This is a genomic window from Pseudoalteromonas sp. SaAl2 (assembly GCF_052947895.1).
This window is the reverse complement of the sequence record NZ_CM129605.1, coordinates 801,670-826,999: the sequence shown is the minus strand read 5'-3', so window position 1 is coordinate 826,999 and position 25,330 is coordinate 801,670. Positions and strand designations below refer to the sequence as shown.

Below are 25,330 nucleotides of genomic sequence, written 5' to 3'. Positions count from 1 at the left end.
GCGGTGAATTTAATAGACAACGAGCACGTTAACGCTCAAAAAGATTGTTTCAGCTGGATTTTTACAAGCTATGACTCATGGCGTAGTGCAATGGAGAAAAAATATAAAAAGAACGTTAAGTCCGATCAGCTTCTGGCAAAAAGAATGTCTTGGTTTGATTCTAATTTTGGTGAAGAAAAGTTTAACAAGTATAAAGCAAACCTTTCATGCCAAACATTTAACTACGATGTAGATGGAATATTAGTTAAAGGTTATGTGATTAAACCCAAACACGCGGATAAAAAACTGCCAGTATTAGTTTATAACCGTGGCGGAAATGGCAATTTTGGAGGGGTTGTTTTTGGCGCAATGATGCACAATTTGTTTCCAATCGCCAATGAAGGCTTTGTGATCATTGGTAGCCAGTACCGAGGTACATTTACTAAAGACGATTCACTTGATGAATTTGGTGGTAAAGATATTGATGATGTATTGGCGCTGTTAACATTTGTACCAGATATAACTGGAGCAGATAACAAGCGTATCGGGATGTATGGCGCAAGCAGAGGTGGCATGCAAACACACCTAGCGTTAAAGCAAACCAAGCAAGTAAAAGCGATTGCAACAATTGCAGGCGCCACAGATTTACTTAAGGAACTTGAATTTCGCCCAGCAATGGAAAAAGTATACAAGCATAGGATCCCAAATTACAAAGTAAATAAAGTTGATGAATTATCAAAGCGCTCAGTATTAAATTGGGTAAATGGACTCTCACCTGAAGTACCTATTTTACTTATACATGGAGGAAATGATAAACGGGTTTCTGTGAATAACTCAATTGAGTTTGCAAAAGCGCTTGATAGCACCAAGATCCCTCATAAACTCGTTATATACCCTGATGATAATCACGGATTACAGAAAAACCAATCAGCCGCAAACCAAGAAATAATCAACTGGTTTAATAAATTCTTATAAATTGAAGCTACAGCATTGTTATGCAATGGGCCAGTCATGAAGCTGGCCTAACCTTACATAGCTAAAAATTAGAGTAAGATCCCATTTGACGATCAAACAGAAACCCTCTAAGTAAACACCCACAACAGAGTCTGTGTAATAACATGATATTGTAAGCGAAAAGTACAAATAAATACTGATGTATATGCAGCATTACCAGATCCATATAGAGGAATATTTAAGTTAGGAACATATTTACCACTATCTTCAAGGTTATCCATATTGGCTTTATCAATTAGATTTTCGCCATTAGATGCCAGTACTGTGAGTGACTCTAAAATACTTTCAGCACGTATACGCGCTTGTTACCTCTGCTTTTCATATGTCCTCTAGTTAGCAGTGATCTTTTCTTCTCGGCCAAGCTTGGTATTGCAAAGGCAGCAAGGGTTGCGGTGCTCAATATGAGAAGCCACCTCAGGAAGAAGGTTATAGTCATTTGGTTTAATTAGGTATAATTAAGCTGGATAAAATCAAAAATCTAATAAAATTATTATAAATAAGTCTAACATATGAAATAATCCACCTTATCTATTCTGAATTTTCACTTCTTAAAATTGGCCTTAACTACTTTATTTACCGATAGCGTCGCTAAGTCGCTCTTTTACTACTAGAATATCTTTGAAATCAACATTTCTTTAAATATTAGGATACACAATGAAAAAAACTTCCTATCGCAATTGCTCTTTGCGCTGTATGTGCGTCTGCAAGCTCATATGCAGAAGTGCGTATCAATGGTTTTGCCTCTATTGTTGGCGGTAAAACATTAGACGATGATACAACTTTATATGGGTATGATAACGATATCTCTTTTAAAAATGAAAGCGTGTTTGCGCTGCAATTATCTGCTGATTTGCAAGATAAATTAAGCGCAACAGCACAAATCGTAGCGCGTGGCGAAAATGACTTTGACGCTGAGTTTGAATGGGCGTACTTAACATACGAGTTTACCGATGAGCTGCAACTCAGTGCAGGTAAAATGCGCGTACCTTTTTATCGTTATTCAGACTTTTTAGATGTTGGCTATGCATACCGCTGGGTAAGGCCACCTCAATCAGTTTATAACCTTCCTTTTTCTACCTATGAAGGTTTAAGTTTATTATATTCATCACAAATTGGTGATTGGGACTCGACACTTCAAGGTATTTATGGAAGCTACGACGGTACAATTGCCGTTGTATCAGTTAATGGTGACACTGAGCTTAATGATATAGCAGGCGTTAACTGGACACTAAGCTACGACTGGTTTAGTGCTCGCGCAGCCTACTTTATAGCTGATACATCTATAGCAATTGAAAATGATAACGCAACAGCTGTCGCACTCAATGAGTTAGAAGCCACATTACGAAACGCAGGGTTTGTTGATCAGGCTGATAACATCGCTGTCGATGAAGATGACGGATCATTCTTAGCACTTGGCTTCTCTATTGATTATAACAACGTGTTATTCGATGCTGAATACACGGAGTTTGAAGTAGATAACAGTGCGTTAGCTAAGCAAACTCAATACTATACATCTGTAGGCTATCGTATAGATGAGTGGACTGTTCATTTGACTTATGAGAATAACGACGATAAGCATGAAAAAAGCCGTTATAATGCACTACCAGCCGTTCCTGATTTAAATCAAGGTATCAACTTGGTATTAGAGGGATCAAAAGCGAAAAGTAATGTATACACTATTGGCACTCGTTACGACTTCCACCCTTCTGCAGCTTTAAAGGTAGACTTTAGCCGCTTTAAAAACGATATCACAGATACAGAGACTGATGTTGTTGCTGTCGCTGTAGATTTAGTATTTTAATTGGAGTTTGTGATGAAAAAATTATTTTTAGCCACTGCACTGACTGTTTGCTCATTGAACACATTTGCAGAAGTTGCTGTAATCGTAAACCCTGCAAATGCGAATCAAATTGACGCTAATACCATTAAAAAAATCTACTTAGGAAAAAGTAAATCTTTTGCTGATGGTATGAAGGTGAACCCGGTTAACCAAGATAGTAATAGTGTAGCAGATGAGTTCAACGACAAAGTGGTTGGTAAGTCTGGCAGTCAACTCAATGCTTATTGGTCAAAATTGATATTTACAGGTAAAGGAACCCACCTGAAAAACTTAGTAATGATCAAGCTGTGATTGATTTCGTTAGTAGCAACAAGGATGGAATTGGCTACATTGATAGCGCAAAGGTGACTGATAGCGTAAAAGTTATTGGCAAATTTTAAAAATTATTCATTTCTCAATTAAATAACCACCTCAAACGAGGTGGTTTTTTATTATCTACTTAAATATTTTAACGTTTAGATTCGCCTTTATTCAACTTTAAACTTGGCAGTCGCATCTAATAAGTTATCTGATAAATAATGTAGATTTTTAGCAACATCCCTTACAGCCGCAAGTGATTGCATTGTATCTTCGAATGACGTATGCATGTTAGAGACATTCTCGACAACCATCGCAGCAACGGAAGTTTGCTCTTCAGTGGCCGCTGCTATTTGCGAGTTCATTCCATTAATCTCAAGCATTTGTTCGGCAATTTTTTCAATTGAAACACCGGTATTTTCTGCTGCAATGGCATTATTAGTCGCCATATCCCGTGCCGAAGTCATTGCATTTACCGACTCATTTGCAGCTGTTGTCAGTATATTTAATAGTTCTCGGATTTCATTTGTTGATTTAGCTGTACGTGATGCAAGCTCTCTAACTTCATCGGCTACTACCGCAAAGCCTCGGCCCTGCTCACCAGCTCGGGCTGCTTCAATAGCGGCATTGAGTGCTAACAAATTTGTTTGTTCAGCAATCGACGTTATAACATTTAAAATCTGTGTTACATTTTTAGTGTCATCAGCTAACTTATTGATTGTAGTTGCCGCATGATTTATTTCATTGCTCAGCGTTTTAGATTCTGAAACCGATGTTTGAATCTGGCTACGACTTTGTTCTACTTCTTGCTCCGCCGTTTGTGCAGCACGAGATGCGTTAGCAGCCGATTGAGAGATATCACCCACACTCTGCTTCATCTCTTCCATCGACTGTTTAACAATCTCTGCATCTGAAGTTTGTTTACTCGTTGCCCGCTCAGCTTGCTCCATACCTTGAACTAAGCGTGTTGAATTTTCCATTAATGGCTCACATACAGCCATTACATCTAAAACTGAACCTCGTAATAAAGCTATAAACGTATTGAAATTGATTGCTACTTGACCAATTTCATCTTCAGATCGTACTGTTAGCTGCGTACTTAGTGAGCCTTTACCTTCACCTAGTAAACGTAAATTTCCTGCCGCCTCACTCGCTGCAGAGCCAATACCTCTTGCAATCCAGACAGCCATAAATAAAAGTAAAACCAAGGACACTAAAGACACGACGAACATCAAAGTTAAAGCATTATCAGAACGAGATTTAGTATCTTTAACTAATTCAAAAAAACGGTCATCAGCACGTTGCTGCGCATTTTTAAAACTCTCTAAAACAGAGTTATACATCTGTGTTTTAGACTGAGCTTGCTGTTGGATCTTACTAAAATCAGCAGTACCTTTTATCATTCCAACCGCTATTTCAGAAGAAACCTTAGAATAACTATTGAGTTGGCTGCGTGTTTGAGAGTCGATGTAACTACTGTTAATCGCTGTGATTTTTTCAAGGTTAACGGTTAATTTTGTATATGTGTCACCGGCTTTGTCTACCAGTTCTTGTTCGCCAAACGTTACAGCTTGCGTATAGAGTTCGTCTAGTTTTTCTAATAGAACAACATTTGAAGATGTTAACTTAACCACCTGGTAAGAGGTTTTCTCTAGCTCATCCAATGAACCTCGGTTGTCATCCATAGCAATATAATTTATCAGCACTATCACTATAAAAGCGACCACTGCAATACTAGTAATTGCATGGATTTTTTAGTGATACTGATATTTTGAAAAGACATACTTGACGCCATTCGATGTACCTTAATTTTTATAACTATGTGTGTTATCGGCTAGATGGCCTAATATTTTAACTATATTTATAATTTATATAGCTTTTTCTATATATAATCATCTCATCAATACGTAATCAATCAGAGTTTTAACACTATTTGTTAGGATTTACTTACATCCTCTATTTATAGGCTATTATTAGTTAATTGCAATTCTCTTTTGTTGTAATTAATTGTTTTAGCATTAAATATAAAGAAAATTTTATTAAACTCACCAATTTAACTCAAACCTCACCTAAGTTTATTAAAAAAAGTGACATCTTTGCTATAAGATAACCTATTTGATACTAAATATTGTTTAATACAATGATGGTAAGTTTAGCAGCTTGCATTTGATTCAAACTGACTTACCCAAGAGCAGTTGCACAAAAGAATAGACCGCATTGATTGACACGGTCAAAAAACACCAGTTCTAGCTAAATATCAAGCCTTTTAAAATGCAGTATTTGTTCTGAAATTTCAATTAATCAACGACGATCATACATTTGCAATTAATAAAGAGTAAACAATCGAAGACTTTACTCAGCTAGATAACAACAAAAACAACAGCCAGGGGCTAGCTTTAGCCTCTATTAATTAATAACGGAGATAATTTCATTGAGCAAGCACGACAACCTAGTAGTGATGTGTTAGCTAATACCCGGTACTGACATTGATAATATCTGTAAATCACAGCTGACTAACTGAATGTATGAGTATAAAAAAACCGGTAACATCGCTGTTACCGGTTTCTTTGATATGGTGCGGTTGGGGGGACTTGAACCCCCACGCCCTAAAGCACTACCCCCCTCAAGGTAGCGTGTCTACCAATTCCACCACAACCGCATTTTTAAAGCTTTCACTTTTACCTGTTAAGCTTGTTAGTTTACTTGAGGAATGTAAACCGCTTAACAATATTCTATAAATTAATTTGGTACGTCAGATTTCTCTTTCGTAGATGTTACTGGAACATCGCTATCAGCCGGTGTTACAGTTTCAACTGCAGGAGCTGCTTCTAAGTTTTCCCACTCATCACTTTGCTTAATTTGATTCGCGGTTAAATTACCTAGCACAATACTTAGCACAAAAAAGATTGTCGCTAAAATTGTGGTTGTTTTTGTCATGAAGTTACCCGCACCTGATGAACCGAACACAGTCCCTGATGCGCCAGCGCCAAATGACGACCCCATGTCTGCGCCTTTACCTTGTTGGATTAAAACCATACCAACAAGTGCAAGCGCAACAACTAAATAAACTACTAATAAAATTTCGTACATCTTATACGGTCCTTTTTGCACTATTACAGATTGCAGTAAACGAATCTGCTTTTAGACTAGCGCCACCAATCAGGCCACCATCTATATCTGGCTGTGCAAATAATAATTCGCTATTTTTTTCATTAACGCTGCCACCATAAAGAATGGTCAGCCCTTGTGCTAAATCGCTGCTTAAAGTAGCAATTTTATCACGGATAAATTTGTGCACGCTTTGTGCTTGTTCAGGCGATGCAGTCTTACCTGTGCCAATGGCCCAAACGGGCTCGTATGCTATCACAGAATCTTTCAGTGCTGCTAGACCTAATTTATCAATTACTGCATCAATTTGTGCAGCAACCACTAATTCAGTTTGTTCTTGTTCACGTTGTTGCTCACTTTCACCTACACATAATATAGGGGTTAAGCCTACTTGCTGTGCACGTGCAAATTTATTAGCAACTGTGTCATTACTTTCACCATAAATACTACGGCGTTCTGAGTGACCAACCAATGTATACTTAGCACCTAAGTCTTTAATTAGTTGTGCGTCCACTTCACCGGTGAAAGCGCCTGGCTCATTTTCCGATACAGTTTGCGCACCTGTTGTTACACCTTGTTCAATTAACGAAGATAACAACGGGTAAGGAGGAAATACTACAACATCTAAATCAACTGATTTGACGTTATTTATTGCAACAGATAACTGATTAACAAGCTCTAAAGAGCCATTCATTTTCCAGTTCCCAGCTACCATTGGCTTGCGTGTTGCCATTTTTCCACTCCAGATTAGAAAGCGGGCGAGATAGTAACTCGACTCGCCCAAAGTTACAAGAGGTTATTGTTATCAATCAGTTTGTTTGCTCATAGATTCGACAACTGCAGCAATTTTTCTTGCGCTATCAAGTACTACTTTTTCTTCTTCAGCCTCAACCATTACTCGCACTACCGGCTCAGTGCCTGACTTACGTAGTAAAACTCGACCTTTGTCGGCCAGTTTAGTTTCAACTTCCGCAACTGCAGCAAGTACTTCTGGTGCTTGGGTTGGATCCGTGCCCGCTTTGTAACGCACGTTAATCATTTTCATTGGGTATTTAGTAAAACCGGCACCTAAATCTTTCAACGTGCGGTTTTGTGCAACCATTGCGGCTAATACTTGTAAGCTTGAGATAATACCATCGCCGGTGCTAATAAGGTCTAAATTCAATACATGCCCAGAGCTTTCGCCACCTATTTTCCAGCCTTTTTCTTGCAATAGTTCCATTACATAACGGTCGCCAACTTTACTACGTTCAAATGCGATACCTTTGGCTTTTAATGCGTTTTCAAGACCCATATTAGACATAACCGTACCGACAACACCACCACCTAAAATATCATCTTGGGCAGCCTGACAAGCTATAATGTAAACAATATCATCGCCATCAAATACACGGCCATTATGATCAACCATCATGACACGGTCACCATCACCATCATAGGCAATACCCACGTCAGCGTTATGCTCAAGTACTTTACGTTTGAGTGCATCTACATGAGTTGCACCACACTCTAAATTGATATTGACACCATTTGGTTCACATGCATGACAAATAATTTCAGCACCTAGCTCACGCATTACTGATGGTGCTATATGGTAAGTGGCTCCATTAGCGCAATCTAATACAATTTTTAGCCCTTCAAGTGATAAACCTTGCGGGAATTGGCTCTTACAAAACTCAATATAACGCCCATCAGCACTTTCTAGACGGCGTGCTTTACCTAGCTTATCAGAGGCTACACACGTCATAGGCTCGTCAAGCATAGCTTCGATTTGCAGCTCAACATCATCACCGAGTTTTAATCCTCGGCCACAGAAAAACTTAATACCATTATCGTGATAAGGATTATGTGAAGCGCTGATCACAATACCCGCTTCAGCACGAAATGTTTGAGCAAGGTAGGCAACAGCCGGTGTTGGCATTGGCCCTAGTAAAACCACATCAATACCAGCGGCAATTAAGCCAGCTTCGAGTGATGTTTCAAGCATATAGCCCGATATCCGCGTATCTTTACCAATAATAACTTTTTTAGTGCCATTTTGTGACAGTACACGACCAGCTGCCCAGCCAAGTTTAAGTGCAAATTCAGGGGTGATTGGAAACTCCCCAACCATGCCACGTACACCATCGGTGCCAAAATATTTTCTATTGCTCATTTGATATTCCTTGTTCGCAAGCTTGCCAAACAGCAAGCACATCTGCGGTTTCTTTTACATCATGTACTCGAATAATTTTTGCGCCACGTTGCGCTGCTATGAGTGCCCCAGCTAAACTGCCGGCAAGGCGCTCATCCGTTGTTCTATTTAGTAAATTACCAATCATTGATTTACGTGAAAGCCCTGCCAACACTGGTAAATTAAATCGATTAAATTCATCAAATCGTGCTAACAATTGATAATTGTGAGTCAAGCTTTTTCCAAAGCCAAAGCCTGGATCTAGAATAAGTTGCTCTGGCTTAATGCCCGCTGTTTTACAAGCATCAATACGTTGCTGAAAAAAATGATTGATATCTGCAAATAAATTATCGTACTGCGGATTGCTTTGCATGGTACGAGGCTGCCCCTGCATATGCATCAAGCAAATTGCAATATCTGTAAATTGGGCTGCTACGTTGAGCGCATCAGGCTCTTGAAGAGCACGCACATCATTTATAATATCAGCACCAGCGAGCACTGCTTGGCGCATAACCTCGCTTTTGCTGGTATCTATTGAAATGATACATTCACTTACAGTTATATCTGAATGAGCCCTTATTGCTTTTATTGTGGGTATTACACGACTTAACTCTTCTTCAAGCGTGACATCAGGGGCGCCTGGACGCGTCGACTCACCACCAATATCTATTATGGTGGCGCCATCGTTAAGAAGTTCTTGAGCCTGAATGACAGCGCTGTCCGTCTGATAGTATGAACCACCATCTGAAAAGGAATCAGGAGTAACATTTAAGATCCCCATAATAATTGGGGAGTTGAGGTGTAACTTACGACCTCGAGGTAAATTAACTGTGGTCATTTTTCACCTTCAATACATCCATTGCATTGATTATTCTTTTTGATACAAAAAACCCCGGTGGCCCGGGGTTTTTAGATAAGCTATTTTAACTATTATTCAGCTTTGTCATCAAGGTTTGTTTCATCTTTTTGCGATGATTCTTGATCTTTACTCTCAGGTTCAGCTTTAACCTGGGCTGGTTCCGATTTTTTATCGCCTGTGTCACGTCGGTCATGGGCATCGCGAGGCTCGCGTACAGGTTGACGTGCCATTAAGTCATCGATTTGTTTTGCATCAATGGTTTCATACTTCATTAATGCGTCTTTCATCGAATGCAAAATATCAATATTCTCTTTAAGAATATCCTCAGCACGTTGGTAGTTTCTATCAGAAAACAAGCGTACTTCAGTATCAATTACTTTTGCAGTTTCATCCGACATGCTCATAGCACGGCCTCCGCCGCCGCCCATGTACATTTCATTCTGATCTTCTGCATAAAGTAATGGCCCAAGCTTTTCACTCAAACCCCACTGAGTAACCATTTTACGCGCAATATCAGTTGCCCTTTCAATATCGTTACTCGCACCTGTGGTTACTTTATCTTCACCGTAGATAAGTGCTTCTGCAATACGTCCACCATAAAGGCTTGAAATCATTGACTCAAGCAACTCTTTTGAATGACTAACACGATCTTGCTCAGGTAAGTACATAGTTACACCAAGGGCACGGCCACGAGGAATAATAGATACTTTATAAACAGGGTCATGCTCAGGCACTAACCGACCAACAATTGCGTGGCCCGCTTCGTGGTAGGCTGTCATTTCTTTTTCTTGCTCGCTCATCACCATGGTTTTGCGCTCAGCACCCATCATGATTTTGTCTTTAGCAGCATCAAACTCAGCCATGCTAACTACACGCTTATTACCACGGGCAGCGTATAAAGCCGCTTCGTTTACAAGGTTTGCTAAATCAGCACCTGAGAAACCTGGCGTCCCACGGGCAATAACAGACGCTTCTACATTATCGCCTAGAGGCACTTTACGCATATGAACTTTTAATATTTGCTCACGGCCACGAATATCAGGTAAACCAACAACAACTTGACGGTCAAAACGACCTGGGCGAAGTAACGCTGGATCTAATACATCAGGACGGTTAGTTGCGGCGATAACGATAATACCTTCGTTGCCTTCAAAACCATCCATTTCCACTAGCATTTGGTTTAGGGTTTGCTCACGCTCATCGTGACCACCGCCCATTCCTGCACCACGCTTACGACCAACAGCATCAATTTCATCGATGAAGATGATACATGGCGCTGCTTTTTTGGCTTGTTCAAACATGTCGCGCACACGTGACGCACCAACACCCACAAACATTTCTACAAAATCAGAACCTGAAATAGTAAAAAACGGTACTTTTGCTTCACCGGCAACGGCTTTAGCAAGTAATGTTTTACCTGTTCCAGGAGGACCGACCATCAGTACCCCTTTAGGAATACTACCGCCTAACTTTTGGAACTTAGACGGATCCCGTAAGAAATCCACTAATTCAGTCACATCATCTTTCGCTTCGTCACACCCGGCAACATCCGCGAAAGTTGTTTTAACTTGGTCTTCGCTCATCAAGCGTGCTTTACTCTTACCGAATGACATAGCGCCTTTACCGCCACCGCCTTGCATTTGACGCATGAAGAAAATCCATACACCAATGAGGAGCAACATCGGGAACCATGAAATGAGTATGCTTGCTAAGAACGACTGTTCTTCAGGTTTAACACCTTTAACATTCACATCACTTTTTAATAAGTCATTTAAAATGTCTTTGTCATAAATAGGCATAATGGTTTGAAAGCGCTCACCATTACTTTTAGTCCCAGTGATTGTGCCACTGGTACTCTCAATTGCCACTTCTTGTATAGCGCCATTTCGGGCGTCTTTAACAAATTGACTGTAACTAGTTTGACGATCGACTTGATCGCCACCATTAAAGCTCTGAAAGACTGACATTAGCACAACTGCAATTACCAGCCAGAGTATTAGATTTTTCGCCATATCGCTCAAGGGGTTAACCTCTTGTATCCAATTAATTTAAATTCAACTACACGCCTGACAACTGTACTACAGTTTGTAGCCTGTCGCTACTATATATACTTCACGAGAACGAGCACGCGAGGCGTCGGGTTTGCGTATCTTCACTGTTTTAAAGCTATTACGTACATCTTGTAAATATTGATCAAAACCTTCACCTTGAAAAACTTTAACAATAAATGCACCATTTTTCTTCAACACTTGGTGACACATGTCCAGCGCTAGTTCCACCAGATACATACTGCCTGCTTGGTCAACAGAGCTATTGCCACTCATATTCGGTGCCATGTCGGAAAGCACCACATCTACGTTCTTACCCCCGATACGATTTAATAGCGCATCGAGTACAGCCTCTTCTCGAAAATCTCCTTGCAAAAAATCAACACCTGCCAGTGAATCCATAGGTAATATATCACATGCAACAACTTGGCCTTTAGCGCCAACTTTTTCTGCTAAATACTGGGACCAACTACCGGGTGCTGCACCTAAATCTACCACGGTCATTGCTGGGCGTAGTAATTTATCTTTATTTTGAATTTCATCAAGTTTAAAAATCGCACGAGAGCGCCAACCTTTCTTTTGGGCTTCGTGAACGTAAGGATCATCAAAATGTTCCTTCAACCAACGCTGTGAACTGGCTGAATGTTTTTTATTTGTCATAAATTAACACGCAACTAATTAGTAATATTCTTTAGATGGCGTTAGAATACCCTTAATTCAAGCCATATTCAGCAAAATTTGTAACAACATGAAATTATCGAACAAACAAAAGCAGTTTTTAAAAGGTCAAGCACACTCCTTAAAACCAGTTGTATTACTTGGTTCAAACGGTTTAACCGAAGGTGTTGTGGTTGAAATACAAAGTGCATTAGAAATTCACGAACTTATTAAAGTTAAAGTACCAACTGACGATCGTGAAACTAAAGCCTTGATATTTGAGGCAATTGTACGTGAAACTGGCGCAGAAAAACTGCAAACAATCGGTCACACGATTGTGCTTTATCGCCAAAGTGAAGAGAAAAAAATTCAGTTGCCGCGCAATTAATTTTTTTAGCTTCCTAAAAAAACCAGCGGAAGCTGGTTTTTTTATAATTAAATTTTACGGCGAAGAAAAATGTAAAAGAATGTGCAATCGACTAAAAATTCATTCGTAAATCACTTAGATGATAATTTTTCCCTCTGCGCTGTAGTAAGAAATAACGTGAAAATTCTGATTCAAGCATTTTACTAACCGTTAATTCAGAAATTAAAGCCGCTAGTTCAACACTCGTATTGCTATGACCAATGACTATCACTGTGCCCTGTTGTTGCAAAATATGCTCTTTAAACGCCACTAAATCTCGCGGATCATAAATATTAATCTCAACAGCAAAGTGCTTAGCTAACTCACTTGCACTCTCAACGGTACGATTATAATTAGTGCTGTATAACGTAACCGTTTCAGTTTGGTGAATTAAAGTAGGTAATTGCAGCGCCCTTTGCTTTCCAGCGGTTGTTAAATGCGGGTTTTGCCTTCGCTTTTTTCACTATGACGAAATAAGAAAATATTTTCAGGTGTCGCATAAACCGCGCCAGTATAAAAAATAATTAAAAAACTCAGTAAGTACTTCATTAATGATCCTAGCGTTATTTCTGCTGACGTTTATAAGCAAGGACTTGGTCAATAAACTCTGTGGTAAGTTCATTGATCAAACCTGTTTCCGCATTTAAAATCAAACTAAAACCAATGTTTAAATGCGGCATAATAACGATATCACTACGATAGCCTTGCACCCAGCCACTGTGGTAATAAAGGGTTTCATTATCATAATTATAAACCCGCCAACCTAAACCATAATAAGCCTCTTTGAGGTGTTTTTTCCACACCCTACGACGTAACTCTTTTTTAGTATGCGTATAAGGACGAGTTTGATCTGCAAGTACTTCAGGCGACAACACACTTGGGTAGTAACCCAATTGTGCTTTAAGCCATATAGCCATATCACTGGCACTGGCGTTAACACCCGCAGCGGGAAGCACTTTATAGTAGTTTTGTTTTAATCTTGCTGTATGCCAACGCTTACGCCCCCTAACATGTGGGTGGGCGTAGTTGTTATCAATTATCATTTGCTCATACCCTAAACTAGCATCGTTCATTTGCAAAGGTGCAAAAACGAATTCATTTAACCAGCGAGCATAGCCCATTTTAGTGCTTGCTTTAATTACTTCATCAACCAAACTAAACATCACGTTTTGATAGCCATAACACTGTCCGGGCTTACAAATGGGCTCTACACTTAAAAGCTTAGATACAATATCAGGGTAACTCATTCTCGACTCAATCAAGTTATCATATGCATTGGGCACTAAACCTCCTGAATGGCTCAATAAGTGATAAACCTTCAAGTTGTTTTTTATAACTCGTATTACTGAATTCAGGAATAAATTTGCTAACAGGATCTTCGAGAGAAAAGCGCCCTTCATTGGCGAGTTTTGCCGTCAGGGAGCCTGCAAATGTTTTCGATACTGAGGCTAAGCGAAAGCGAGTATGGGCATCGACCTTGCGCCCCTTAGAAAGCTTTGTAACACCAATCCCTTTTACAAAAAGATTATCAGGGCCGTTTACTATAGACAGCGCACCACCAGGGATCCCTTTACTTTTTAATTTTGCAGCTAGATGCTTTTCATAATCACTGACAAGTGATTGCCACTGTTTATCAGTTGCATGACTAAGCCCAGAAAAAAACAACAGAGTAAGGAGAAAAAACGGTATAAACCCAGGGCAAAAAATACTTCATTTTTTATTATTTTTATCTACATTGAGAATATTCTGAGTCCATAATACCATGAACTTTTATTAAGACTAACGTACAATGTCTAGATTCATGAATTTTTAAAGGGTTTATTGTGATTATTCGTATTCTTATTATTGCTGTTTTTATCTTAACAACCACAGCGTGTGTTACCGCCCCCACCGCCAATAGCAGCACCATTAGCAATGCCAGCAAAGCCATCTTTGAAAAGCCAAAGCTACCAAGTTGAATACGCAACTAAACATGCTTCCCCTAAAGTGAAGTCGGTGCAGCTACCAGCCCATAAAGTAAGCCGTAATCAAACTGTTAGAATCGTCGCAGATAAAGCCAGTGTCACAGACACATTATTCAAGCAAATAAGTGATGCAATAACTGCAATTAATTTGCGTGTTGTTGAACAAGGTGTTACTGATTACACTCTATCAATTCATCAACTGGAACTTAACTTTATTGACGACACCAAATATCAAATACAAGTTCCTAGCGAAACAACAACTACATTTGAAAAAGTCGCTATGCTTTACCCGACACAACAATGTGCGACCATCAACGCACAAGTAAGCATGCGCTTAACCCACAGAGCCTCAGGTGATGTTGTGTGGTTTGGAAAGTCATCTATTGATAGTGCCAGTTTTCACAGAGAGCCGTTGGTATTTAGCTTTGTACAAGAACAATTAATCAGTAATGAATTAGAAATTGCATCTTTTATTCACGACCAAAATACAGAGCAAGCGCGTATGGCACGTGCAAATCAGGACGTGAGTATTCCAGAGTATAAAACCATCAGCAAAATGAGTAACTTAACTAAGTTACAAGGGCCATGTAATCGCACTGAAATAAGCGCTTTGACTCCAATGATGCAGTATTATTTAACCAGTATTTTGATTGATAAAATTAAAGTGTTATAAAATTAAACACCATTTCGTACATTTTTTTACAGATAAAAGGTACTCTTTAACAATATAATACACATACTTACTCTATTTACGCTGCTGGAAAACAGATGCTGCACAATCAATTAACACCATATTTGAAACTTATCCTTCTCAGTATGTGTTTGTGGATCAACACCAGTGCAGCAAGCAATCGCTACTATGCAGATAACACTCTTGAACCCACCAGCGGGTTTGCGTGGGATTGGAGTGCAGGAGCGGGTTATTATATTGAAGACTCCTTTTTGGTTGGAATGGACTCATACAATGATGGCTTAGAGCTTGACCTAAATCTTGCGCTATCTTACGACCGTTTTTACCTCGATATAGATCACAGTCAGCTCAGTGGTGGCGTAATCGTTGGCTATAGTATAATTGAACAGTTTAATTGGGAGCTGGATCTAATTGGTACTAATGTTCAAGCTGGCTTTGATGATACTGGCCTCGATTTTTATAACACCGGCACCATAGAAGAACTTGCCGGTATTAATGCTCGAAAATATGACTTTAATACTGGGCTACGCTTAGCGCGTCGTTTTGAAAACTCACAAATATCATTTGAATATCTCCACGATATATCAAACGCCCATAATGGCTGGGTGATGAATTCGTTTTTTAGTCACATTTTACCTTGGCGAAATTGGGAATTTCGCACCGGTGTAGGTATCAGTGCATATTCGAGTAATTTTACAAATTATTATTTTGGTATCACTGCAGATGAAGCCACGTCAAACCGACCTATATATAAAACGAGTACATCTGGTAGCTTAATATTTGAATTTCACGCCGAGTACCCGCTTAACCAGCACTGGGTATTTTTAACTGGTTGGCTATCAACTTGGTTCTCTGATGGAATCACCAATAGTCCCATTGTCTCGCAAGGCTATCAGCATAAAGCCATGGTAGGCGTGCGATATGTATTCTAAAGCTTTCACTGTCATTTTTTGTTTGTTAGGAACCAAGTCTCTGCTCGTTCACGGCGAGCAAATAAAACAAACTGAATTTATAGCGGTACCAGATACTTGTGTCGCTCTTCGTGAAGGGCGTAATTGCTATGCCGAGATTGCATTGAACTGGCAGCAGCCTGAAGTTGGCAATTACTGTTTACGCGACGCGACTTCAAAGCACATAATGCAATGTTGGTTAAGACAACAATCGGGTCAATTCAATTACGCTTTTGATTCTGTTGAAACAATTGCTTTTGAGCTAATCAATAGTGATACCGGTAAAATAATCGCAACGACTCAAGTACAACTACAATGGGTTTATCAAAACCGCCAAAAGAAACGTCGCTGGCGACTTTTTTAAAGAGAATTTTATGGATAATTACGGCACCATTTTACTAGTAGAAGATGACAGTTCCCTTGCACAATGGGTAGCTGAGTATTTAACTGAGCAAGGTTATACCGCACAGATATGCGCTCGTGGCGATCAAGTTGTTACGCAAGTAAAACAATTAAACCCAGATTTAATTTTACTTGATGTAATGTTGCCTGGCCAAGATGGCATCAGTGTATGTAGAGAACTTCGCCAATTCTATCAACGCCCTATAATTATGCTTACCGCACGCGATGATGAAATGGATGAAGTGATCGGCTTAGAAGTAGGCGCAAGTGACTACATAATGAAACCAGTCAGACCCAGAGCATTACTTGCACGTATAAAAGCTGCGCTGCGTTTAAATAATGATACTTCAGATAACAGACAAGACGACACTATTATCGAAGTTGGCTCATTAAAAATTGATACTCAAGCTCGAAATGTGTTTATTAATAATGTAGAGCAACCCATTTCGAGTGCGGAATACTTGTTGCTTCAATATTTGGCAGCTAATGCAGGGCAAGTTGTTTCGCGCGATGCGGTATTTAAAGCAACCAAAGGACGCGAATATGATGGCCTAGACCGCAGCGTAGATGTGCTTATTTCTGCACTGCGTAAAAAGTTTAATGATGACTCACAACACCCAGAAAAAATAAAAACGATTTGGGGCCGAGGCTACCTACTTGTTGCCAGTGCATGGTAAATGTAAAAAACGAGCCGAGGTTATAGCAAGCAATGAAAAAGTTTTATATTTCATTACTAGGCAGCGCCCTACTTTCAATCGTGGTACTGGGTTGGCTTATCGATGCATTTAGCCAGCAAACTTACAGTAGTAAAGATGAGTTTGAATTACAAAGTAAGTTACTTATGGGGTTTAGCCAACAAGTAAGTGCAGTTGCGATGGAGCAAAGAGCCTCTTTTACCCAGCAACTGGCAACCCAGTTTTCTTTACCTTTAACATACAGAGCTACTCAAGCACTCGCTTTACCGACTTCATTAGTCAATGAAATGAATAAACAAGGTGGCCTTATCCTCGAAGATCAACAGGGGTTTTTACTTGCTCTACAGTAACAGTCAGCTTGCACCTTTTCATTTAAAGCTACGATTAGAAAAGCGCCAAGAACTTACCCAGCAAAATGATATGTTGCTCACTTTGCTCTTTTTATGCGGGTTTATGTGTCTTTATGGGCTTTATTATTGCGCCGCTTGCTAAACGCTTGAGTGTAGTGAATGAAGCTGCTAAACAGTTCGCCAGTGGTAATTTACAAGCACGGATAACGGTCTCCCATTTTACTTATATTAAAGACGTCGAGATGACATTTAATCGCATGGCTAGCCAGATTGAAAAGCTGCTTGATGAAAACAAACTCATGGCGTCTAGTTTATCACATGATATTCGTACACCAATTGCATGCTTACGCTTTGGCTTAGATGCAGCACTCGATTGTACTGACGAACAAAAAAAACAAAATTACTTATCAAGAATGGAGTCAGATTTAGATCAAATGGAGTCAATGCTTAAAAAGCTACTTAGCATTTGCCACTTTAGAGCAAAAAGCGACACAACTGACTTATACACGAACCCAGTTAAATGCATATTTAACCACTGTAGTACAACAGCTTGAGCCTAAGATTATTAAGCAGCAGCTCGACTTGGAACTAAATTGTAGCGATATTAGTATTTGTGCCGACTTACATTGGCTTGCGAGGGCAATCAGTAACTTACTCAGTAATGCATGTGATTTTGCTAACGAAAAATTATTCTATCTGCTTACAAGCAAAGCCAAATGGTTGTTTTCACCGTCGAGGATGATGGCCCGGGTATTGATGAAACTAATTGGCATAAGGTATTTAGCCCCTTTTTCCAAGAACAGAGTCACCGTAACCGTGGTGATCAGAGCTATGGTTTAGGTTTAGCAATTGTTGCCAAAGTTGCTGATTGGCATCATGGTTCAGTTATTGTAGGGCGAAGTAAACGACTACCTGGCGCCTGTTTTACCTTAAAAATACACGACACCACTTAAATGTAACCATTATGTTACAGTTTACATCAAGTGTTTCATTGAAATGTTAAACTATACAATCACTTAGCAACCACCGAAATGTAAACGTACGCTAGCAATGATTCAAAATCAAGCAAACACGCTTATATGAAAAAATAAGTGCTTTTTATTTTTTAGCATTTACAGTAGATTGTCACCGCCGTCACACAATAGAGAAGTAATAATAATGAGCGCAATTAGAGGGGAGTTCAGCTCCCGATTTGGATTCATCATGGCCGCAGCTGGCTCAGCGGTGGGTCTGGGAAATATTTGGGGATTCCCCACCCAAACAGCTAGTAATGGCGGTGCAGCATTTTTGGTTGCCTATCTTATCCTCGCTTTTTGTTTAGCTTATCCTGCATTAATGGCTGAGCTGACAATTGGCCGTCATGGGCAAGCAAATGCAGTTTCCTCTTTACGTAAAATCTCGAATTCTGACGCACAAAAGCGTTTTGCCTTTGTTGTTGGCTTTGGTGGGATAATTTGTGCAGGACTGATTTTAAGTTTTTATGCCATAGTGGCTGGTTGGATGATAAGTGCAACTTTTGCTCCAATAGCAACACTTAGTGGTAGCGACAGTACCGCCAGTTGGTTAAGTGAACAATCACTATCAAGAAACCTACTATTTACTGCAGGCTTCATAGTTTTAACCGTTGCAATCATTAGTCGTGGCGTTGAGAATGGCATTGAAAAATGGTCAAAACGCTTAATGCCTGCACTACTATCTATTTTATTTGCGCTGATTATTTATGTAATGATGCAAGAAGGTGCAATGACAGGGCTTAAAGCATACTTAGTGCCTGATTTTAGCTCAATTCTAAACCCAGAATTATTAGTTAATGCTTTGGGCCAAGCATTCTTTTCATTGTCACTTGGCACCAGTGTGATGATCATTTATGGCTCTTATATCAGTAAAAAAGAAAATCTTGTGTCACTGGGTGCTTATGTAACCCTTATTGATGTATTCATCGCCTTTGTTGCGGGATTACTGATTATCCCGGCCATGTATGTAGCGCAAGCACAAGGCGTTGAGATTTTCAGTGACACTGGTAAATTGCTATCAGAGGACACTCTAGTGTTTCAGGTATTACCGGCGCTATTTGATGGTATGGGCACAATAGGTCTATTTGTAGGTTTTGCTTTTTTTGCTTTAATGAGTATAGCTGCACTCACCTCTTCAATTTCTATGCTTGAAGCTCCTGTATCATATGCTGTTGAGCGCTTTGCACTAGAAAGGGTAAAAGCAACCTGGCTAATCGGTGCAATAATTACCTTGGTAAGTTCAATCATTGTAATTAACTTTGGCGCTTTATTTGGTTTAGTAATCACCATAACCACCAAATTTGGCCAGCCGCTACTGGGCTTGATGTGTTGCCTGTTTGTTGGTTGGATTTGGTATAGAAACTCACTACTGAACGAAATAAAACAAGGCTGCCCAGATGTAGCTAACAGTTTATTTTGGAAAGTATGGCCTTGGTACATAAAGTTTATTTGCCCAATTGCAATCGGACTTGTATTCATTAACTCTATATTTGGTTAATAATTAAATCCATCAGCTAAGCTGATGGATTTTTTAAAATCATATCTTGATGTTCAATACCGTCTTCTAAATAGGGTTGTGCAATGGCTGTAAATCCAAAACCCCGGTAAAAATCGAGTAAGTAGGTTTGCGCACCTATATACACATCTTTGCTAGGCCATTGCTCAACACATACAGCGATAGCCTGCTTCACTAGCTTTTTTGCAAACCCACTACCACGCTGTGATTCATTGATAAGTACCCGTCCAATAGCACTGTACTGTTCATTTTTAACATAGCAACGGGCATAAGCACCCAGTCGCTCTACATCAAACCAATACAGGTGCCGTGTTGCACTGTGACAATCTACTTCATCTAACTCTGGGTATGCACATGCTTGTTCAACTACGAATACATCAACTCGACCTTTTGCAATAATAAATAACTCATTGGTTGTAAGAGCTGAAAATGGCTTCACCGTTAAATTCATAAAAAACCCTGATAAAAAAGCCCAGACGATACTGGGCTGTAATTAATGTGTTCATTTTAACGTTAAGCAAATAAGCGCTCAAGTTGGTCGCACAATTGCGAAAGGTTGACATGATCATGCTCTATAGTAAGGTCAACATAACCGTCACCACGAAATGCCCTGTCTAACTCAATTAAAACATGAGTTTTATGCGCTTCAGGCACAAAAGATAGCTCTACTTCTTGCAGACCAAACAAGCTACGACTATTAGGCTTATATTCTAGCTCTTGATAACAACCTGACACTGAGCTAAATGTTGAAGCACGTAAGAAACCTTTTTCAACATCCGCTTTAACCAAACTAAAACCCAGTTTATCCATTGCTTGCATAAATGTATTAACAGCGTCGTTTGGATAAATATGTAGGTGATCTTTATCACTTGGGTCAAGCGCTAAATCAATATCCAACCCCGTCTCAAGCCAAACATGGGATTGATTATAGCCAGCGTTAATTTCAGTAATAGGTGTTTCTGAATGCAAGCGTGCTTCAAATGGAATATGCTTCTCTTGACCTGGCTCTATTATACCAATGTCTGTAATACGCCATTTGTCGATAACGTGATTAGTAAAATAGCTGCCATCCTCACCTTCAACTTTAACTCGAGTCATAAGCGCAAGATCGAGACCTGAAATCTCTTGGCTAACATCTCCTGCAGTAATAACGATTTGAGCATTAAACTTTTGCCCTGGCTGCAAGTGTTCAGTTTCTAAAATGGTATCAACTTTTGCTGCACCAATACCGACTGATGCAAGAATCTTTTTAAACATCTATCTCTCCTTAAGTACAACTTATCCACTACTAAAATTGCACTTAAAATCCTTTGTTAATGCATCTTAACCACATTTAAAAGCTGATGTCAGTGAAAAAATAGTGATTTCTTTAGATTTTCAGCTAAAACATGTGCGAGAGAGTGTTTTTTATACAAACCGAACCTGATTTATGTGGTTTTCATCATCACTTTACATACTATTTAATTTCAAAAATACGGATCTTTCGATACACTGTTATAACAAATGAAGTCACGTTAAGTATTATGGAACTATTATATTTTGCAGCAGCTTTTGTCTGCGGTTTTGTCGTTTATCAACTTAAGCTCCCGCCATTAATTGGCTTTTTAGTTGCAGGTTTTACGCTAAATTTAGCTGGATTTAAAAGCACTGAGTTGCTCAATACTATTGCTGATCTCGGTGTAACCTTATTACTTTTTAGCATTGGCTTAAAGCTGAGAGTTGCAAACTTAATTAAGCCGCAAGTGTGGGCTCCAGCTTCATTACACATTATTTTTAGTAGCTTGCTTTTTTGTGGCTTGATGCTTGTACTTGGATCACTTGCTCTGCCTTTATTTAAAGAACTGAGCTGGCAAAGCGCCTTACTAGTAGGATTTGCCTTTAGCTTTTCTAGTACCGTATTTGCTGTAAAAGTGCTTGAAGAGCGCGGTGAAATGGCCAGTCTACATGGTAAAATTGCTATTGGTATTTTAGTTATGCAAGATATCTTTGCTGTGATTTTTTTAGCCATTAGTACTGGTAAAATACCTAACGGTTGGGCAATTGCATTGTTTGTATTATTGCCTTTGCTACGTCCTGTGATGTTTTGGATATTGAATCGCTCTAAACATGGTGAGCTCTTACCCTTGTTTGGCTTCTTTTTTGCTCTAGTAATTGGCTATCATGCTTTTGAGTTTGCGGGCCTAAAAGGTGACTTAGGAGCGCTCATTATCGGCATGATTTTCGCGCCACACAGAAAAGCCAGTGAGCTTGCTAAATCACTCCTCAACTTAAAAGAAATTCTCTTAGTTGGGTTTTTCTTAACCATTGGCTTAGGCGCTGAGCTGACAATTAACTCACTATTTATCGCTTTAGTTATCGTATGTGTACTGCCATTAAAAGTAGTTGTTTATTACATGCTAACCAATGTATTTAAATTACGTGCCCGTACATCTTTATTAAGTGCGTTTACGTTAACAAATTACAGTGAATTTGGTTTAATTGTATGCATGGTCGCAACAACGAGTGGTATGATCACTCCAGAATGGTTGGCAGTTATGGCCATTGCAGTATCGCTTACATTTGTTATTGCCTCACCGCTTAATAAACGCTCCAATGAAATTTACGTTAAAATTGAAAAATGGCTACTACGGTTTGAAAGCCCAACCCGTTTAGCAGAAGAGTTACCTGTTAACCTAAACAATACAAAAATCGTTATTTTTGGGATGGGTCGTATTGGGACCGGTGCATATGAAACAATCAATGTAACTCATCCAGGTGTTGTTGCTGGCGTTGATATTAAACCTGAAGTAGTCGATAAGCACATTAGTCGTGGGCGTAAAGCCCTACTCGCGGATGCGACCGATCCTGACTTTTGGCAACGAGTTAATCACTCCCATGTCGAAATGATAATGTTGGCTATGCCAAAGCATATGCAAAATATTTTTGCCCTTGAACAACTCAAAGCTTCTGGCTATCAAGGACAGGTGACTGCTATTGCAAACTACCCCGATCAGCAAAAAGAGCTAGAAGAAATGGGTGTTGATTCGACCTACAACTTCTACCTAGAAGCAGGTAGTGGATTTGCTGAACACGTTAAACAGAAATTATTTTCTTAATGGCAAACACTAAGAAAAAATAGTTATCAGTACCAAGTAGGGAACTGATAACTATTTTTATTTAATATTCATTGAGTTATATCTAGACAGCTAAAGCGGCTTATTTTAAGTACCCATTATAAAGTCAAGCACATTTACAAAGCTTTACATCCAAATTGGCTTTCCCCCCGTAAAACAGAGTAAACTGCAGTTATTGATAATTCGTAAGTATCTATTTTTAACATAGAAATTAATTTTTATGTGCATATAAACATAGTCAATTATTTTTTTGATTTTTGCAATGTAAAGGTTTTCAATGAAAGACAAGTTTAGTATACAGTTTCAAGCAGTGGCTGATGATTCCAAAAAGCTCTAAACTAGTCGAGCTGCAAAATCGCCTAGACGAAATGCATAATAATGGAATGACAGCGATGACTATGCGTGATGTGCTTTTCCAAAAAATGCTGGATTTTTATCAGGTACCAAGTGATCATTTTTTACGAGAAAGTGAAACACCGCAGCGTATTGACGATCCATCTATCATTAATCGCTTAAAGCAATTAGGCTTTGTAAAAAAACCAAGTTATCAAATTCATTAAGTAAACAGCGAGGCCTACTCCCTCGCTTTAAATAGGCTGTTTCTTGCCCGTCACAGCCTATTTTCTTTCCTCTTTATATTATATGCTTGCCATTAAATTCCTGATTTAAGATAAAAATGGATACTGAGCTACTCAAAAGCGCAATCAACACAAAAATGCCATTTGGTAAATACGCTGGCCGTCCTTTGTTGTTATTACCTGAACCTTACTTAGTTTGGTTTAAACAACAAGGCTTTCCGGCAGGGCAACTTGGTAGCCAATTAGCCATGATGTATGAAGTCAAACTTAATGGCTTGGAAGAAATGTTAATGCCACTTTTAAAAAATAAAAAATATTAATTTTAAAATGAACTTATCAATAAGATCTTAGTCTACTACTTTGCTACTTGTTGATTTTGGTTTAAACCATGAAAAAGCGCCTAATCGGCGCTTTTTTTATAGACGCGATGTTTATTGTTGCTTATTCAACCGGACTGTTAGCTTCGCGCCACCAAAAGAAGAGTTGCTAACTTCACAGCTCCCTTGGTGCCAAGAAACAATTTTAGCCACAATTGCTAGACCTAAACCAAAGCCACCAGTTTTTTTATCTCGACTTTTATCTAACCGTGCAAAGGGTTTAAATACTTCTTCCCATTGCGATTTTTCTATACCTGGGCCATCGTCTTCTACAATAAGTAAAATACTCTGAGGCTCTTCTACCAGACTAATTTTAACTTGCTGCTGTGCGTACTTAAGCGCATTGCCTATCAAATTTTGAATGCAACGTGCGATAAAGTGACTATCACACAAATAAACATAATGTTGCGGTAAGTTTGTCACTAATTGTACTTCGGTGGCAAAATTAAGTTTAGTGATCACGCTATGCACTAATTGCACTAAGTCACATTGCTGCATAGTCATGTTTGGCTGTTGACTATCAAGGCGAGCATAATCCAACATCTCTTTTACTAAAGACTCCAATTCAATAATGTCTAACTGCATAGTATCAATATAATCGAACGATTTTTCATCGGTTACGCGTTCTTCTAGCATGGCCAGAGCAAACTTTAATCGCGCTAAAGGCGTTCGAAATTCGTGTGAAACTGATGACGTAAGCTCTTGATGAGCATTTAACAAATGCTGAATTCGAAGCTGCATCGCACTCAATGTGTCGGTAATCGGTAGAAAAAAGGATTTTGAAGATTCACTTAGCTCAAAATCTTGTGAACCATCGACTGCTTCACACGCTTGTCGCAGTTTGGAAAAATCCCGCCACAACAAAAAAGCTCCACAAACCAACTGGGATACCGACGACACACAACAATAATAAATATGGCCAAACGGAAGAAAACGCAGGTGCTGAGACGTCGATAGGCCCAATTTGCAATAACCGCTCACTATCGAGTGCGACATACCAAATAGCGCGCTGTTGCTGATCAAATAGATAGATATATTGTTTATTTTGTAATGTCTGTTGTTGAACTTTTGGCAGGACTAAATCTTGCTTTGGTACTATATTGCTGCCGAAATTTGCCGATATATGAGCAACACCTTGTTCTGTTTGAGCCAGTAACCAAAGGGATTGACCAAATTCATCGTCGAGAGATAATTGTTGCTGAGAGTCTTCATAGGGCCAAAGCTGTTCAATAACCCCACTAACTAGAAACAGGGAAACTATAATATACAAATATAAACTTGCAAACAGTTTCCCCATTAA

19 protein-coding genes, 1 tRNA gene and 6 pseudogenes are annotated in these 25,330 nt (G+C 39.2%); 13 read left to right on the top strand and 13 right to left on the bottom strand.

What is annotated here, in order from left to right; translation table 11 throughout:
- Nucleotides 1-144 precede the first annotated feature (144 nt).
- The 3 genes and pseudogenes from ACU8V8_RS03930 to ACU8V8_RS03920 all read left to right on the top strand — a co-directional run bounded on the left by ACU8V8_RS03930 (nucleotide 145) and on the right by ACU8V8_RS03920 (nucleotide 3,213).
- On the top strand, nucleotides 145-954 hold the full coding sequence (locus ACU8V8_RS03930) for an alpha/beta hydrolase family protein (RefSeq protein WP_446888912.1): 810 nt from the start codon (nucleotides 145-147) through the stop codon (nucleotides 952-954).
- Between the two features lie 715 nt (nucleotides 955-1,669).
- Nucleotides 1,670-2,794 carry a porin gene (locus ACU8V8_RS03925; RefSeq protein WP_446889578.1) on the top strand — a complete coding sequence of 375 codons (1,125 nt, stop codon included), beginning with the start codon at nucleotides 1,670-1,672 and terminating at the stop codon, nucleotides 2,792-2,794.
- Between the two features lie 12 nt (nucleotides 2,795-2,806).
- A pseudogene (locus ACU8V8_RS03920) lies at nucleotides 2,807-3,213 on the top strand (phosphate ABC transporter substrate-binding protein).
- A gap of 87 nt (nucleotides 3,214-3,300) precedes the next feature.
- Here ACU8V8_RS03920 and ACU8V8_RS03915 read toward each other — a convergent pair.
- From ACU8V8_RS03915 to rlmE, 8 genes and pseudogenes are all read right to left on the bottom strand, one after another.
- Nucleotides 3,301-4,925 (bottom strand): annotated as a pseudogene (locus ACU8V8_RS03915) (methyl-accepting chemotaxis protein).
- 778 nt (nucleotides 4,926-5,703) lie between these two features.
- Nucleotides 5,704-5,789 (bottom strand) — tRNA-Leu (locus tag ACU8V8_RS03910).
- 80 nt (nucleotides 5,790-5,869) lie between these two features.
- The gene (gene secG, locus ACU8V8_RS03905; protein ID WP_087530809.1) at nucleotides 5,870-6,220 is read right to left on the bottom strand and encodes a preprotein translocase subunit SecG; all 351 of its coding nucleotides are present in this window, start codon (nucleotides 6,218-6,220) and stop codon (nucleotides 5,870-5,872) included.
- A 1-nt stretch (nucleotide 6,221) separates the two neighbouring features.
- Nucleotides 6,222-6,971, bottom strand: a complete 750-nt coding sequence (gene tpiA / locus ACU8V8_RS03900; protein ID WP_446888911.1) for a triose-phosphate isomerase — start codon at nucleotides 6,969-6,971, stop codon at nucleotides 6,222-6,224.
- 72 nt (nucleotides 6,972-7,043) lie between these two features.
- Nucleotides 7,044-8,393, bottom strand: a complete 1,350-nt coding sequence (gene glmM, locus ACU8V8_RS03895; protein ID WP_446888910.1) for a phosphoglucosamine mutase — start codon at nucleotides 8,391-8,393, stop codon at nucleotides 7,044-7,046.
- Nucleotides 8,383-9,249 (bottom strand): dihydropteroate synthase, encoded by an 867-nt coding sequence (gene folP, locus ACU8V8_RS03890; protein WP_446888909.1) that lies wholly within the window; start codon nucleotides 9,247-9,249, stop codon nucleotides 8,383-8,385. The genes glmM and folP overlap by 11 nt, the downstream gene beginning before the upstream one ends.
- Nucleotides 9,250-9,341: 92 nt before the next feature.
- A complete protein-coding gene (ftsH, locus tag ACU8V8_RS03885; RefSeq protein ID WP_446888908.1) occupies nucleotides 9,342-11,282 on the bottom strand; it encodes an ATP-dependent zinc metalloprotease FtsH in 1,941 nt (646 codons plus the stop codon).
- A gap of 66 nt (nucleotides 11,283-11,348) precedes the next feature.
- Nucleotides 11,349-11,978: a 23S rRNA (uridine(2552)-2'-O)-methyltransferase RlmE gene (rlmE, locus tag ACU8V8_RS03880; protein ID WP_087530813.1), complete on the bottom strand. Its 630-nt coding sequence runs from the start codon at nucleotides 11,976-11,978 to the stop codon at nucleotides 11,349-11,351.
- A gap of 88 nt (nucleotides 11,979-12,066) precedes the next feature.
- Here rlmE and yhbY point away from each other — a divergent pair, with 88 nt between their 5' ends.
- Nucleotides 12,067-12,363 carry a ribosome assembly RNA-binding protein YhbY gene (yhbY, locus tag ACU8V8_RS03875; RefSeq protein WP_058559834.1) on the top strand — a complete coding sequence of 99 codons (297 nt, stop codon included), beginning with the start codon at nucleotides 12,067-12,069 and terminating at the stop codon, nucleotides 12,361-12,363.
- A gap of 91 nt (nucleotides 12,364-12,454) precedes the next feature.
- On the opposite strand, the gene ACU8V8_RS03870 is transcribed toward yhbY, so the two are convergent.
- Both ACU8V8_RS03870 and ACU8V8_RS03865 read right to left on the bottom strand, forming a co-directional pair.
- Complete coding sequence (locus ACU8V8_RS03870) at nucleotides 12,455-12,652, bottom strand: hypothetical protein (RefSeq protein WP_446888907.1); 198 nt, start codon at nucleotides 12,650-12,652, stop codon at nucleotides 12,455-12,457.
- 292 nt (nucleotides 12,653-12,944) lie between these two features.
- Nucleotides 12,945-14,070: pseudogene (locus ACU8V8_RS03865) on the bottom strand (serine hydrolase domain-containing protein).
- A gap of 140 nt (nucleotides 14,071-14,210) precedes the next feature.
- On the opposite strand from ACU8V8_RS03865, the pseudogene ACU8V8_RS03860 reads away from it, so the two are divergent.
- The 6 genes and pseudogenes from ACU8V8_RS03860 to ACU8V8_RS03835 all read left to right on the top strand — a co-directional run bounded on the left by ACU8V8_RS03860 (nucleotide 14,211) and on the right by ACU8V8_RS03835 (nucleotide 19,944).
- Nucleotides 14,211-15,018, top strand: a pseudogene (locus tag ACU8V8_RS03860) (hypothetical protein).
- Nucleotides 15,019-15,161: 143 nt separating this feature from the next.
- Nucleotides 15,162-15,968, top strand: a complete 807-nt coding sequence (locus ACU8V8_RS03855; protein ID WP_446889577.1) for a MipA/OmpV family protein — start codon at nucleotides 15,162-15,164, stop codon at nucleotides 15,966-15,968.
- Nucleotides 15,958-16,350: a DUF3019 domain-containing protein gene (locus ACU8V8_RS03850; RefSeq protein ID WP_446888906.1), complete on the top strand. Its 393-nt coding sequence runs from the start codon at nucleotides 15,958-15,960 to the stop codon at nucleotides 16,348-16,350. Before ACU8V8_RS03855 ends, ACU8V8_RS03850 begins: the two co-directional genes overlap by 11 nt.
- A 10-nt stretch (nucleotides 16,351-16,360) precedes the next feature.
- The gene (locus tag ACU8V8_RS03845) at nucleotides 16,361-17,065 is read left to right on the top strand and encodes a response regulator transcription factor (RefSeq protein WP_087530818.1); all 705 of its coding nucleotides are present in this window, start codon (nucleotides 16,361-16,363) and stop codon (nucleotides 17,063-17,065) included.
- Nucleotides 17,066-17,097: 32 nt separating this feature from the next.
- Nucleotides 17,098-18,386: pseudogene (locus ACU8V8_RS03840) on the top strand (sensor histidine kinase).
- A gap of 205 nt (nucleotides 18,387-18,591) precedes the next feature.
- Nucleotides 18,592-19,944 carry a sodium-dependent transporter gene (locus tag ACU8V8_RS03835; RefSeq protein ID WP_446888905.1) on the top strand — a complete coding sequence of 451 codons (1,353 nt, stop codon included), beginning with the start codon at nucleotides 18,592-18,594 and terminating at the stop codon, nucleotides 19,942-19,944.
- A 16-nt stretch (nucleotides 19,945-19,960) separates the two neighbouring features.
- On the opposite strand, the gene ACU8V8_RS03830 is transcribed toward ACU8V8_RS03835, so the two are convergent.
- Both ACU8V8_RS03830 and ACU8V8_RS03825 read right to left on the bottom strand, forming a co-directional pair.
- Nucleotides 19,961-20,413, bottom strand: a complete 453-nt coding sequence (locus ACU8V8_RS03830) for a GNAT family N-acetyltransferase (RefSeq protein WP_446888904.1) — start codon at nucleotides 20,411-20,413, stop codon at nucleotides 19,961-19,963.
- A 62-nt stretch (nucleotides 20,414-20,475) separates the two neighbouring features.
- A complete protein-coding gene (locus tag ACU8V8_RS03825) occupies nucleotides 20,476-21,219 on the bottom strand; it encodes a sporulation protein (RefSeq protein WP_446888903.1) in 744 nt (247 codons plus the stop codon).
- 266 nt (nucleotides 21,220-21,485) lie between these two features.
- On the opposite strand from ACU8V8_RS03825, the gene ACU8V8_RS03820 reads away from it, so the two are divergent.
- The 3 genes from ACU8V8_RS03820 to ACU8V8_RS03810 all read left to right on the top strand — a co-directional run bounded on the left by ACU8V8_RS03820 (nucleotide 21,486) and on the right by ACU8V8_RS03810 (nucleotide 23,973).
- The gene (locus tag ACU8V8_RS03820) at nucleotides 21,486-23,057 is read left to right on the top strand and encodes a cation:proton antiporter domain-containing protein (RefSeq protein ID WP_446888902.1); all 1,572 of its coding nucleotides are present in this window, start codon (nucleotides 21,486-21,488) and stop codon (nucleotides 23,055-23,057) included.
- Nucleotides 23,058-23,392: 335 nt separating this feature from the next.
- A complete protein-coding gene (locus ACU8V8_RS03815; RefSeq protein ID WP_446888901.1) occupies nucleotides 23,393-23,635 on the top strand; it encodes a hypothetical protein in 243 nt (80 codons plus the stop codon).
- Between the two features lie 116 nt (nucleotides 23,636-23,751).
- Complete coding sequence (locus tag ACU8V8_RS03810; RefSeq protein ID WP_446888900.1) at nucleotides 23,752-23,973, top strand: DUF3820 family protein; 222 nt, start codon at nucleotides 23,752-23,754, stop codon at nucleotides 23,971-23,973.
- A gap of 111 nt (nucleotides 23,974-24,084) precedes the next feature.
- Here the strand turns inward: ACU8V8_RS03810 and ACU8V8_RS03805 are convergent.
- Nucleotides 24,085-25,327 (bottom strand): annotated as a pseudogene (locus ACU8V8_RS03805) (ATP-binding protein).
- Between the last annotated feature and the right edge of the window lie 3 nt (nucleotides 25,328-25,330).

Coding starts and splice junctions, on each gene's coding strand:
- ACU8V8_RS03930 (WP_446888912.1), top strand. CDS start 145: ATGTCTTGGTTTGATTCTAATTTTGGTGAAGAAAAGTTTAACAAGTAT.
- secG (WP_087530809.1), bottom strand. CDS start 6,220: ATGTACGAAATTTTATTAGTAGTTTATTTAGTTGTTGCGCTTGCACTT.
- tpiA (WP_446888911.1), bottom strand. CDS start 6,971: ATGGCAACACGCAAGCCAATGGTAGCTGGGAACTGGAAAATGAATGGC.
- glmM (WP_446888910.1), bottom strand. CDS start 8,393: ATGAGCAATAGAAAATATTTTGGCACCGATGGTGTACGTGGCATGGTT.
- folP (WP_446888909.1), bottom strand. CDS start 9,249: ATGACCACAGTTAATTTACCTCGAGGTCGTAAGTTACACCTCAACTCC.
- ftsH (WP_446888908.1), bottom strand. CDS start 11,282: ATGGCGAAAAATCTAATACTCTGGCTGGTAATTGCAGTTGTGCTAATG.
- rlmE (WP_087530813.1), bottom strand. CDS start 11,978: ATGACAAATAAAAAACATTCAGCCAGTTCACAGCGTTGGTTGAAGGAA.
- yhbY (WP_058559834.1), top strand. CDS start 12,067: ATGAAATTATCGAACAAACAAAAGCAGTTTTTAAAAGGTCAAGCACAC.
- ACU8V8_RS03855 (WP_446889577.1), top strand. CDS start 15,162: ATGTGTTTGTGGATCAACACCAGTGCAGCAAGCAATCGCTACTATGCA.
- ACU8V8_RS03850 (WP_446888906.1), top strand. CDS start 15,958: ATGTATTCTAAAGCTTTCACTGTCATTTTTTGTTTGTTAGGAACCAAG.
- ACU8V8_RS03845 (WP_087530818.1), top strand. CDS start 16,361: ATGGATAATTACGGCACCATTTTACTAGTAGAAGATGACAGTTCCCTT.
- ACU8V8_RS03835 (WP_446888905.1), top strand. CDS start 18,592: ATGAGCGCAATTAGAGGGGAGTTCAGCTCCCGATTTGGATTCATCATG.
- ACU8V8_RS03830 (WP_446888904.1), bottom strand. CDS start 20,413: ATGAATTTAACGGTGAAGCCATTTTCAGCTCTTACAACCAATGAGTTA.
- ACU8V8_RS03825 (WP_446888903.1), bottom strand. CDS start 21,219: ATGTTTAAAAAGATTCTTGCATCAGTCGGTATTGGTGCAGCAAAAGTT.
- ACU8V8_RS03820 (WP_446888902.1), top strand. CDS start 21,486: ATGGAACTATTATATTTTGCAGCAGCTTTTGTCTGCGGTTTTGTCGTT.
- ACU8V8_RS03815 (WP_446888901.1), top strand. CDS start 23,393: ATGATTCCAAAAAGCTCTAAACTAGTCGAGCTGCAAAATCGCCTAGAC.
- ACU8V8_RS03810 (WP_446888900.1), top strand. CDS start 23,752: ATGGATACTGAGCTACTCAAAAGCGCAATCAACACAAAAATGCCATTT.